Here is an 11,551-nt window from a genome sequence, read left to right as displayed (position 1 = left end):
CGGAGATGTGTATAAGAGACAGGGTCGGGAGTTCAATCCTCCCCAGCAGCACCATTTCCCCGCAGACACAGCATGGTCTGCCGCAAAAACTTACTTTTGATATATGGAACCTGCCGTAGCGCTGCGGCTTTATGCTGTATTGATCGCGCGTGGGGGCTCCCGGATGCTGTCTAGAGCAGAACTCTCTCCTGAAAGCCTGTCCCACGTCCTTGAACAGAGCACCGATTGCGTAAAGCTGGTCGATCCGCAGGGCAACTTGTTGTGGATGAATCCCAACGGCCTTTGCGCGATGGAAATCGAGGACTTCGACTTACTTAGCGGTCAGGAGTGGGCGGCACTCTGGCCGGAGGATACCCAGCCGGTGATCCGTTCTGCCCTGGCCGACGCCAGCGCAGGCGGCGTCGTGCGCCTCGAGGCGTTCTGCCCCACCGCCAAGGGCACGCCTCGCTGGTGGGAAGTCAGCCTTTCCGCGGTTCGCGCCCCTGATGGCGAACACGCCGGCTACATCTCCATCTCGCGCGACGTCAGCCAGCTGCATGCCGATCGCGAGGCGCTGAAGATCCTGCTGTCGGAAATGCGCCACAGGCTGAAGAACAGCTTCGCCATGGTCTGCGCAATGTTGCGCACGGTTGCCCGCGGAAACGAGACCCACACGGAGTTTGCCAGCGACATGGTCGCGCGGATCTCGGCCCTTGCCACCGCACAGACCCTGTTTGACGGCGAGACCGACCAATCCGACCTGCATGATCTGCTCTCCACGCTGATTCTCCCCTTTCGCACGGCACAGGGCACGCGGGTCGAGCTTGATTGCGCCGCCAGCCAGGAGGTTGATCGGCGGGAGGCCGACGTGATCTCGCTGGTCGTCGGGGAGTTGACCGTCAATTCCACCAAGCACGGTGCCATCGGGCACGGTGGCAGCATCGCGCTTGACGCGCGCACTGAAGGCGAGGGACTGGAGACGCGCCACGTTATCGTCTGGCAGGAACAGTCCGATCGCCCTGTGGTCGCCAGATCACGCTCGGGCGGACAGGGGCTGACCCTGATCGAGCGGATCTGCGCCGCCCGCGGAGGCACGTTCAGCATCGAGTGGCAGGACAGCGGCCTAGCCGCCATGCTGTCCCTGCCGAGGATAGCCTGATCAGGCCCTGAGGTCGGCCCACTCCGGATGGCGGCGAAACGCCGCTTCCACATAGCTGCACTGTGGCACGATCCTGAAGCCGAACTGCCGCGCGTCTTTCACCAGCGCCTTGACCAGTTCGCCCGCCACCCCGCGACCGCCGATTTCGGTGGGCACCAGAGTATGGTCGGCCACCACCACGTCACCGTTCCGTTGATACGTCAGCCGCCCGATTGCGTCGCTGCCTTCGACCTTGGCGTGGTATTCCCCGCGCGCGCCCTGATCGAGATGAGTGATGCTGACGTCGGCCATTGTGCTTCCTGTCCTTTTGTGACTGCTTGACCCGAAACGCCGCTCCCGACATTGCGGTTTCCGATGAAATTTCTCTCCGACAACACCGCCGCTGTCCACCCCGCGGTCTGGGATGCCATGCGTGCCGCCGATGCGCCCGATTCGGGCTATGACGGCGATGCCCTCTCGCAGCGCATGGACGAGGCTTTCTCCGAGCTTTTCGGCACCGAATGCACCGCGCTGTGGGTCGCCACCGGAACAGCGGCCAACTGCCTGGCGCTCGCCGCGATGGTGCCACCCCACGGCGGCGTGGTCTGCCACCGCGAGGCGCATATCGAGATGGACGAAGGCGGCGCGCCCGGCTTCTATACCCACGGTGCCAAGCTGATGCTGGCCGAGGGCGAAGGCGCGAAGCTGACCTCGCAGGCGATCGAGCGCGTGATCGACCCGATCCGCAACGACGTCCACCAGGTCCAGCCGCACGCCATATCGATCACGCAAGCCACAGAATATGGCCGCGTCTATACGCCAGAGGAAGTCGCCCGCATCGGCTCGCTGGCGCAAGGTCGCGGCCTTGGCCTGCACATGGACGGGGCGCGCTTTGCCAATGCCGTTGCGCATCTGGGCTGCCACCCGGCCGAAGTCACTGCGCAGGCCGGCGTCGACGTGCTGACCTTCGGCTGCGTCAAGAATGGCGGCATGAACGCCGAGGCGCTGGTATTCTTCGACATGGAACTGGCCGATGTTGTCTGTTACCGCCGCAAGCGCGCCGGGCACCTGCAATCGAAGGGTCGCTACCTTGCCGCGCAGGTCCTCGCCATGATCGAGAATGACCTGTGGCTCAACAATGCGCGCGCCGCCAATGCCGCCGCGCAGGAAATCGCGCAGGCCTGCGGATCGCGCGTGTTCCATGCCGTCGAAGCGAACGAGATCTTCGTGGTGCTTTCGCCCGCCGAGCAAGCGACACTGCGCGCGCAGGGCTTCGACTTCTACGACTGGACGGCACCCGAAGGTGCCCCGGGCGCCGCGCGCCTTGTCACCGCCTGGAACACCGACCCGGCCCACGCCTGCGCGCTTGCCCGCGCCATCTCCGCGCTGTGACCGAGACGGGACAAGCGGGACACGAATTGCCCGGACAGGCGAAGTTCTGGCAATGGGACGTTGCCGGGCCGTTCTTCCTCGTCGCGTTGATCTGGGGTTCGACCTGGCTGGTGATCAAGGACCAGATCGGCAGCGTGCCGCCAAGCTGGTCGGTGACCTGGCGCTTTACCGCAGCCGCCATCGGCATGGCGGCGCTTGCGCTGGTCCGGCGCGAATCCTTGCGCGTTTCGGACAGCACGCTGAAAGTCGCAGCGCTGCTGGGCCTGCTTCAGTTCGTCATGAACTTCCAATTCGTGTACCGCGCTGAACATCACCTCACCTCGGGCATCGTCGCGGTGTTTTTCGCGCTGCTGATTGTGCCCAATTCGCTGCTTGCTTGGATCGTGCTCAAGCAGCCGGTGACGCGCGGCTTCCTCGTCGGATCGGCGGTGGCGGGGGCGGGCATCGCCCTGCTGCTGCTGCACGAATACCGCATGGCCCCGCCCGAGGGACAAGTCCTGACCGGCATTGCCCTCACCACCGCCGCGCTGTTCAGCGCTTCGTCCGCCAACGTGTTGCAGGCCAGCCCCATGGCCCGTGGCACGCCGATGATCCCCATGCTGGCCTGGGCAATGCTGTTCGGCGCGGCCATGGACGGAGCTTTCGCGTGGGCCGTCGAGGGTCCGCCGCAGTTCGACATGCGTCCCGGCTACATCTTTGGCGTGCTGTACCTTGGTCTGATCGGCTCAGTGGTCACCTTCCCGCTCTATTTCCGCCTGCTTCAGCGCCTCGGCGCAGGGCGCGGGGCCTACAACGGCGTGCTGGTGCCGGTCGTCGCGATGCTGCTTTCCACCGCGTTCGAAGGCTATCGCTGGTCGGTTCTGGCGCTTGCTGGCTCGGCACTGGCGATGCTCGGCCTCGTGCTGGCGCTAAGGGCCCGCAGCCCATCGCGATAGGTCGGATAGGCAGGCTTCCACCCGAGCAGCCGCTTGGCCTTGCCGTTCGCCACGCGCCGGTTCTCGGCATAGAACGCCAGAGCCATCGGCGAAAGGTTCGCCTCCTCAAGCGATTGCATCGGCGGCGGCGCAACGCCCAGCAGCCGCGCTGCCTCCTCGATCACCGCGTTCTGGTTGCAGGGCAGATCATCGGCGAGGTTGTAGACGCCGGCAGGCCCGGCAAACCCCGCGATGACGCCGCTGGCAATGTCGTCGACATGGATGCGGCTGAACACTTGCCCGGGAATATCAATGCGATGCGCCTTGCCCTCGGCCACCCGCTCCAACGCACTGCGCCCCGGCCCGTAGATGCCGGGCAGGCGGTACACCCGCACCTTGGGCGATAGCGCCTGCCAGTCGAGGTCCGCCTGCGTCCGCGCCGAACGCCTGCCAGTGCCGACACCTGAGCTTTCGTCCACCCAGGCCCCGCCCGCATCGCCATAGACGCCGGTCGAAGACAGGTAGCCGATGGCCTCGAGCGGCGCGGCAGCAATCGCCCCGCCATAGGCCTGCAATACCGGATCGCCGCCCTCTCGCAGGGGTGGAACGGAGGACAGCACGTGCGTTGCCCGTGCCAGCGTGGCCTCGATCAAGGCCTTGTCACCAAAGGCGATATCGCCTGCGCTGCCCGTGCCCCGCACCGTCCAGCCCCGCGCCCGCAGCCGCGCCGCAAGCACCTGCGCGGTGTAGCCCATTCCGAAGATCAGCAAGTTTCCCATCAAAAGCCTGATAACCGCGATTGCCCCACCGCGCACGCGTTCCTAAGTTCAGCCTCATGAACGATCTCTCCAGCCAGCCCGTCGTCGCCCCACAGGTCATCCCCCCGCAAGTCATTCGGCGCGCGGACTATCGCCCGCCCGAATGGCTCGTTCCCGAAATCGCGCTGGATTTCGCGCTTTCGCTGAACGCGACGAAGGTGCAGGCGACCCTGAAGGTGGCGAAAAATCCCGCAGGCACAGGCACTTCGCTTTTGCGCCTCAACGGCGATGCGATCGAGCCAAAGTCTGTCACGGTCGATGGCCACGCCCACAATGACTGGCACATGGACGGCGCCGATCTCGTGATCGAACTTCCCGGCGATGCCCATGACGTCGGCATCGAAACGCTGATTGATCCTACGGCAAATACCCAACTTTCAGGGCTTTACGCCTCGAACGGCCTGCTCTGCACCCAGTGCGAGGCCGAGGGCTTCCGCCGCATCACCTTCTTCCCCGACCGGCCCGACGTGCTCTCGGTCTATTCGGTGCGGATGAGCGGAGACAAGGCGCTGTTCCCGGTGCTCCTGTCCAATGGCAACCCCACTGCCGCGGGCGACAATGGCGACGGCACCCACTGGGCAGAGTGGCACGATCCCTGGCCCAAGCCTTCGTACCTGTTCGCGCTGGTGGCCGGTGAATTGGTCGCAAACCGCGATAATTTCACGACAAAATCGGGCCGCAAGGTCAATCTTGCGATCTACGTCCGCCCCGGCGACGAGGAGCGCACCACCCACGCCATGCGCTCGCTCATCGCCTCGATGAAGTGGGACGAGGACGTCTATGGGCGCGAGTATGACCTTGACGATTTCAACATCGTCGCGGTGAGCGATTTCAACGCCGGAGCGATGGAGAACAAGGGCCTTAACGTCTTCAATACGCGCTATATTCTGGCCGATCCCGAGACGGCAACCGACGGCGACTACGACGCGATCGAGGGCGTGGTGGCGCATGAGTACTTCCACAACTGGTCGGGCAACCGCGTGACCTGCCGCGACTGGTTCCAGCTGAGCCTCAAGGAAGGCTTCACTGTCCTTAGAGATCAACAGTTTAGCGCCGACCGCGGCTCCGCGCCGGTCAAGCGGATCGAGGATGTGCGGATTCTGCGCGCCGTGCAGTTCCCTGAGGATTCGGGGCCGCTGGCGCATCCGATCCGCCCCGATTCCTATCAGGAAATCAGCAACTTCTACACCGCGACCGTCTACAACAAGGGGGCCGAGGTGATCCGCATGATGACCGTGCTGGCGGGCCCGGAGCGGTTCCTGAAGGGCACCACGCTCTACTTCGATCGCCACGATGGCGAGGCGGCTACCTGCGAAGACTTTGTAAAGGCTATCGAAGATGGCGCCGGGCTGGACCTGAAGCAGTTCCGCAACTGGTACGAACAGGCCGGAACCCCGCGCGTGAGCGTTGCCATGACGCTCGATGCGGCAAATCCAACTCTCGAGGGCGAAGCGGCAACTCTCGGAGGCAGAGGGGTAACTCTCACGCTCAAACAGACAACTGCACCCACACCCGGACAGCCGGACAAGAAGCCGTTCGTGATCCCGCTTCGCATCGCGCTGTTCGACCGCGAGACGGGGAAGCACCACGGCGAGGAACTGATCGTCCTGACCGAGCCGGAGCAGTCCTTCACCTTCGAGGGCTTCACCTCGCTCCCCGTCCTTTCCATCAACCGCGGCTTCTCCGCGCCGGTCGAGATCGTTGCGCCGGTGACGACGGAGGACCTCGTCTTCCTCGCCCGCCACGACGACGATCCCTTCGCCCGCTATGAGGCGATGCAGCAGCTGATCGTGCGGCATCTGGTTGGCGCCGTGGCGGGGACGCTGGAGAAGCGCGAGGAATCGCAAGGTGCAATCGGCGCGGCGATGGGCGCGATTCTCGATGACACCGCATTGGACGACCTGATGCGCGGCGAATTGCTGATCCTGCCGGGCGAGGCCTACCTTGCCGAGCAGCTGACCCGCGCCGACCCGACGCGCATCTTTGCCGAGCGCGAGGGGCTCAAGCGCTGGCTGGGCGAGACGCTGAAGGACAAGTGGCTGGCCCTGCACGATCGCGTCTCTGCCGTGCCCTACAGCCTTGCCGCCGAGGCGCGGGGCGCGCGCAAGTGCAAGACGCAGGCGCTCGTCTATCTCGGGGCCGCCGATCCCGCCGAAGCCGCACGCCGCGCCAAGGCGCAGTACGATGCCGCCACCAACATGACCGACCGCCAGGGCGCGCTCATGGTGCTGTGCAGCCTCGAATGCCCCGAGCGCGAAGCGGCGCTGGCCGATTTCCACTCGCGCTTTGCCGGCAACATGCTGGTGATCGACAAGTGGTTCTCGCTGCAGGCAGGCTCGCTCAATCCCAAGGCGACCGAGCATGTGAAGGCATTGGCCGAGCATCCAGACTTCACCATGACCAACCCCAACCGCGTCCGCGCGCTGTGGATGGCGTTTGCGGCCAATGCGCAGGCGTTCCATCGGGAAGGCGGCGAAGGCTACCGCCTGATCGCCGACCTGATCCTGAAGCTGGACCCGATAAACGGCAACGTGGCGGCGCGCTTCGTGCCCTACCTCGGCCGGTGGAAGAAGGTCGAGGAAGGCCGCGCCGCGCTGATGCGGGCCGAGCTGGAGCGGATCGCCGCCGAGCCGACGCTGTCGCGCGATGTGCGCGAGCAGGTGAGCAAGAGTCTGGAGGCGTGAGGGTCGAGGCGCTTACCCATCCGCTCCTGTCGGGCGCCGCCCACGGCTTCCTTGGCCGCAAGGGCGGGGTGAGCACGGGTGACCTTGCGGGGCTCAATGTCAGCTACAGCGAGGATGACCCGGCGCTGACTGCCGAAAACCGCCGACGTGCAGTGGAGGCGGTGCTGCCGGGCGGGACCTTGCAGACCTGCTTCCAGATTCATTCGCCTGACGTGGTGACCGTGACTGAACCTTGGGCCGACGCGGATCGTCCAAAGGCCGATGCCCTGGTGACGGACCGCCCTGGCCTGGTCCTTGGCGTGCTGACCGCAGACTGCGCGCCGGTGCTGTTCGTTGACCAGCGTGCAGGCGTGGTCGGCGCGGCACATGCGGGCTGGAAGGGTGCGTTTACGGGCGTGACCGATGCGACGATTGCGGCGATGGAAGCGCTGGGCGGGAACCGGCAGAACATCGCCGCAGTGGTGGGCCCTTGCATTGCGCAGAAGAGCTACGAGGTGGACGCAGGGTTCGAAGCGCGGTTTCTTGAACAGGCGGGCGAGAACGAGCGCTTCTTCCGGGCCGGGCGCGAGGGCCATGCCTGGTTCGACCTTGAAGGCTATGTCGCCTTGCGCCTGCGCGATGCGGGCCTCACCAAGGTCGGGATGATGGGCGAGGACACGTACGCGCAGGAAGAGCGGTTCTATTCCTTCCGCCGCGCCACGCACCGCCAGGAGCCGGGCTACGGCCGGCAGGTCTCGCTGATCGCCTTGCGCGGCTGAGCCAATGGCATTGCCGGTCCTCTACAGCTTCCGTCGCTGCCCTTATGCGATGCGGGCGCGACTGGCGATTGCGGTCAGCGGCGTGAGCGTGGAGCTGCGCGAGATCAAGCTTTCCGCCAAGCCGCCCGCGATGCTCGAAGCCTCGCCCAAGGGGACGGTGCCGGTGGTGGTCCTTCCCGACGGCGCGGTGATCGAGCAGAGCCTCGACGTGATGCACTGGGCGCTCTTGCAGCATGATCCCGAAGGCTGGCTGGAGCGCGACGATGCGGGGCTGATCGCGCGCAACGACGGGCCATTCAAGCATGACCTCGATCGCTACAAGTATCCGGAGCGGCATGACAGCAATGCGCTGGAGCATCGGGAAAGCGGCTTGGCGTTTCTTGCCGATCTGGATTCGCGGCTCGCAGAGCACGGACAACTGTGCGGGAAAGAGCGGGGCCTTGCCGATATGGCCGTGATGCCGTTCGTGCGGCAGTTTGCGGCGACGGACCCTGTCTGGTTCGAGAGCCAGCCTTTGCCGCACCTGCAGCGCTGGCTTTGCGCGCACCTTGAGTCTGCGTTGTTCGCGAGCGTGATGGGCAAGTTCGCGCCTTGGCGCGAGGGCGATTTGCCGGTGGTGTTTCCCTTCCCTTGAGGTGGCGGGCGGCAGCGCTTCTTGCCTACCCCCAACCCCTCCCGCCTGCGGGAGGGTCAAGAAAAAGGGGCTCATTCCGTCCTTCATCAGTGCACGGCCCACTCGGTTCGTCGCACGCTTGGCGCTGCCAGTGCCCGGAATCGGGTTCCCGGGCGGGATCGTTCATCTGCGGGAAAGTTCCGTCGCAACACCGACACCTTTTTGAAGGTCGCAAGGAGCGTTCTCGATGACTACCACTACCCCCCGGCGCGCAAGGCTGATGCTGCTCGCTGCGGCTGCCGCATCGGTTTCCGCCATGGCTGTCGCTCAGCCACAGCAGAACGGGATGCAGGACCCCAACATCATCGTCGAAGGCGAGGTCGTGCCTGATACCTCGGCGATGACCAAGGGCCCCGAGGTCAAGGGTATCATCACCGCGCGCAAGGGCGACAAGATGAAGGTCACTGCCGACGATGGCACCAGCACGATCGTGTTCTTCAACGACGCCACGACGGTGAAGGCCAGCACCGGCCTGTTCGGATCGAAGAAGCTGACGACGGAAAACCTGCTCAATGGCCTGCCCGTGACGGTAAAGACCATGCAGGCGGGCGAGGCGCTGCTGGCCAGCCAGATCACCTTCCGCAACGGTGACTTCAAGACCGCGAAGATGATCCGCAACGGCACCGCGCAAGGCTTTGCCGAACAGACCGCTGCCACTGCCGCGCTCAAGGGCCGCATGGGCGACATCGACAAATACAACATCAAGGCAACGACAAACGTCTACTTCGACACCGGCAAGTATGCGCTGACCCCGCAGGCCAAGGCCGAGCTGTGCCAGACCGCCTCGATGGCAAACGGCACCGAGAACGCGCTGATGCTGGTGGTGGGCTATACCGATTCGGTCGGTGACGAGGAATACAACCAGACCTTGAGCGAGAAGCGCGCCGCCAGCGTGATCAATTTCCTGCAGCAGCAGTGCCGCTGGGCGCCCTACCGCATGCTGACGCCGACCGGCATGGCCGAATCCGATCCGGCGGCGGACAATTCGACCGAGGAAGGCAAGGCGCAGAACCGCCGCGTTGCCGTGAACGTGCTGGTGAGCAAGGCCATCGACGGGCTTTGATCACGTGGGGGCGAGAGGGTGCGTTACACCTCTCTCCTCCCCCTTGCCGTCACCCCGGGCTTTGACCCGGGGTCCCGCTTCCGGCTTCGGTTGGCGCCGTGGCCAAGAAGGAAGCGGGACCCCGGAGCAAGTCCGGGGTGACGTTGTTTCTGCAGGTGAGAAGCGGGGTTAGAGCAGGCCCAGCGCGCGCATTCGCTGCTCCAGCACATCGGGATCGCCGACGAAGTGGTGGACGTGCCACCCCAGCGACCTGGCCGTCGCGATGTTAGCGGCGTTGTCGTCTATGAACAGCATGGTTTCGGGCGCACGACCGAAGCGGCGGGCAGCGAGGTGGAAGATTGCCGGGTCGGGCTTTACCAGCCGTTCGACCGCCGAGATCACGATGTCGCCCATGTGGTCGAGAATCGGGAAGGTCGGGCGGAACAGGCCCCATGACTCGATGCCGAAATTGGTGATCGCGTATTGCGGGACCTGGCGCGCGGCCAGACGCTCGATCAGTTCGTGCGTGCCGGGCACCGGACCCGGCAGGCTGGCAAGCCAGTTGCTGGCGTAGAGCGCAATCAGGTCGGCGTATTGCGGAAACTGCGCCGTGCGGGTGGCGACCATCTGCGCGAACGGTACGCCCTCGTCATGCTGGGCGTGCCAGTCCTCAGTGACGACTTCGGAGACGAATCGGGCGCGTTTGGCCCGATCGGGGATCGCTTCGGCGTAGATGCCGGAAAGGTCGAACTGCACCAGCACACGGCCGATGTCCCAGACTACCGCTTCTACGGACATGCCAGCCTCTCGATTCGCGATCCTGCGATGCGCGGCCCATAAACGACTGCGCCCCCGCATTTCGGCGGGGGCTGCGTGGCTTTTGCAGAAGCCTGTCGGTTTCCGGTGCAGCCCCGCCGTCGCGAGACTGCACCGAAACTGGTGAATTAGCCCTGGCGCGCCTTGAAGCGCTTCTGGGTCTTGTTGATCACATAGACGCGGCCACGGCGGCGGATCACGCGGTTGTCCCGGTGGCGGTCCTTGAGCGACTTCAGGCTGTTGCGAATCTTCATGTCGAATCCCTTTGCCCGAAGCTGACCGGGCTGAAAACTGAAGCGTGGCCGTTAGTGGGGGCAAAGACCCAAGTCAACCCTGCAGGTGCCGAGGATGGCGCTTGCCCGGCCGTCATGGGCATGCAAATCGTGCTGATGCGGGCGGGGCCTCGCGGGATGGACGGGAACCGGGCGGATGACCTCTTCGATCATGACAGGACTGCTGCACAAGCCCGGGCAGTCGGTCTTTCTCAACCCCTCGCTGATGGCCAGGAACGTGCTCGAATTCGATGTGCCACAAGCGATTCTCGACGAGCTTGCCCCGCTGGCCGAGGCCGCGCGGAGAATGGAAGAGGACAAGGCGACGTATACGCTGCCCGGCGGACAGTGGCTTTACAACCAGCGTCCCGCGGCATGGAAGAGCGATATCTGCTGGCTGAGCAATGCCGACGAGGCGACCTACTGGTGGTTCGATGGCCTGTTGCGTCGGCTCAGGCTCGACGAGGCGGTCGCGCCGTTCGTGGCGCACGATGCCGTGATCCGGCTCTATTCCGGCTTCTTCGTCACCCGCAGCCGATGCGAGGCGCATGACATGCACCGCGATTGGCTGACGGAAGGCAACACGGCCTTCACCGTGATGGCACCGCTGACCCCCAACGCCTGCGCGATGGGCCTCGCCTATGTTTCAGTGAGGGGCGAGGAACGCGAATACCGCTATCGCATGGGCAAGGGCGTGGCGTTCGGCTCGGGCTTCGTCCACTCCACCGCCGTCGGCCGGCTCGACGAGCGCGCGGTGTTCCTTTCGCTGACCTTCGGGACCGACCGGATGGACGAATGGAACACGATCGAAAGAACCGCAGGCCGGCAGGGGCGCTTTTTCTGCCAGCCTGACGGCGTGTTCCGGTCAATCGGTGGCTAGGGTCCAAACTCAATCAGGGCGAATCTCGTCCAGCTTGCGCTCCCAGGCCAGGGCGTGGGTGACGATTGTGTCCAGATCATCATAGCGCGGCACCCACGGCAGCGTGGCCTTGATGCGGCTGTTGTCGGAAATCAGCGCGGCGGGATCGCCTGGACGGCGGCCCTGCATCTCGCGCACGATCTTGC

Annotated in this window: 12 protein-coding genes and 1 pseudogene; 8 read left to right on the top strand and 5 right to left on the bottom strand. The window is 64.9% G+C overall.

From position 1 onward, the window contains the following. Positions 1 to 163: 163 nt before the first annotated feature. Positions 164 to 1,138, top strand: coding sequence for a PAS domain-containing protein (locus AX703_RS19695; protein ID WP_197423780.1), 975 nt, complete (start codon positions 164 to 166; stop codon positions 1,136 to 1,138). Here the strand turns inward: AX703_RS19695 and AX703_RS19690 are convergent, their stop codons facing one another. Continuing rightward, a complete protein-coding gene (locus AX703_RS19690) occupies positions 1,139 to 1,429 on the bottom strand; it encodes a GNAT family N-acetyltransferase (protein WP_039337238.1) in 291 nt (96 codons plus the stop codon). A gap of 63 nt (positions 1,430 to 1,492) precedes the next feature. Between AX703_RS19690 and AX703_RS19685 the strand changes: the two genes are divergently transcribed. Beyond that, a complete protein-coding gene (locus tag AX703_RS19685) occupies positions 1,493 to 2,509 on the top strand; it encodes a low specificity L-threonine aldolase (protein ID WP_062346548.1) in 1,017 nt (338 codons plus the stop codon). Between the two features lie 26 nt (positions 2,510 to 2,535). Then, positions 2,536 to 3,444 carry a DMT family transporter gene (locus AX703_RS19680; RefSeq protein ID WP_039337315.1) on the top strand — a complete coding sequence of 303 codons (909 nt, stop codon included), beginning with the start codon at positions 2,536 to 2,538 and terminating at the stop codon, positions 3,442 to 3,444. Here the strand turns inward: AX703_RS19680 and AX703_RS19675 are convergent. After that, positions 3,354 to 4,202, bottom strand: coding sequence for a hypothetical protein (locus AX703_RS19675; RefSeq protein WP_062346546.1), 849 nt, complete (start codon positions 4,200 to 4,202; stop codon positions 3,354 to 3,356). The genes AX703_RS19680 and AX703_RS19675 overlap by 91 nt on opposite strands. A 56-nt stretch (positions 4,203 to 4,258) precedes the next feature. Between AX703_RS19675 and pepN the strand changes: the two genes are divergently transcribed. The 4 genes from pepN (at position 4,259) to AX703_RS19655 (ending at position 9,419) form a co-directional block, all read left to right on the top strand. After that, on the top strand, positions 4,259 to 6,925 hold the full coding sequence (gene pepN, locus AX703_RS19670) for an aminopeptidase N (protein WP_062346544.1): 2,667 nt from the start codon (positions 4,259 to 4,261) through the stop codon (positions 6,923 to 6,925). Then, entirely contained in the window at positions 6,922 to 7,683 is a 762-nt protein-coding gene (gene pgeF / locus AX703_RS19665; RefSeq protein WP_062346542.1) for a peptidoglycan editing factor PgeF, read from the top strand. The genes pepN and pgeF overlap by 4 nt, the downstream gene beginning before the upstream one ends. Positions 7,684 to 7,687: 4 nt before the next feature. Beyond that, positions 7,688 to 8,317: a glutathione S-transferase gene (locus AX703_RS19660; protein WP_039337246.1), complete on the top strand. Its 630-nt coding sequence runs from the start codon at positions 7,688 to 7,690 to the stop codon at positions 8,315 to 8,317. Between the two features lie 226 nt (positions 8,318 to 8,543). Further along, entirely contained in the window at positions 8,544 to 9,419 is an 876-nt protein-coding gene (locus AX703_RS19655; RefSeq protein WP_062346536.1) for an OmpA family protein, read from the top strand. Positions 9,420 to 9,587: 168 nt separating this feature from the next. On the opposite strand, the gene AX703_RS19650 is transcribed toward AX703_RS19655, so the two are convergent. Next, positions 9,588 to 10,196 (bottom strand): HAD-IA family hydrolase, encoded by a 609-nt coding sequence (locus tag AX703_RS19650; RefSeq protein ID WP_062346533.1) that lies wholly within the window; start codon positions 10,194 to 10,196, stop codon positions 9,588 to 9,590. Between the two features lie 146 nt (positions 10,197 to 10,342). Continuing rightward, positions 10,343 to 10,468: a type B 50S ribosomal protein L36 gene (gene ykgO / locus AX703_RS19645; protein WP_011446910.1), complete on the bottom strand. Its 126-nt coding sequence runs from the start codon at positions 10,466 to 10,468 to the stop codon at positions 10,343 to 10,345. A 175-nt stretch (positions 10,469 to 10,643) separates the two neighbouring features. Between ykgO and AX703_RS19640 the strand changes: the two genes are divergently transcribed. Next, on the top strand, positions 10,644 to 11,366 hold the full coding sequence (locus AX703_RS19640) for a hypothetical protein (RefSeq protein ID WP_062346531.1): 723 nt from the start codon (positions 10,644 to 10,646) through the stop codon (positions 11,364 to 11,366). 9 nt (positions 11,367 to 11,375) lie between these two features. On the opposite strand, the pseudogene AX703_RS27545 reads toward AX703_RS19640, so the two are convergent. Continuing rightward, positions 11,376 to 11,551: pseudogene (locus tag AX703_RS27545) on the bottom strand (UDP-glucose 4-epimerase GalE); the annotation flags it as partial.

It is taken from the genome of Novosphingobium sp. CCH12-A3 (genome assembly GCF_001556015.1).
Classification (GTDB): Bacteria; Pseudomonadota; Alphaproteobacteria; order Sphingomonadales; family Sphingomonadaceae; genus Novosphingobium; species Novosphingobium subterraneum.
Note: the sequence above shows the minus strand (reverse complement) of the source record. Positions and strands in the feature narration are given on the sequence as shown.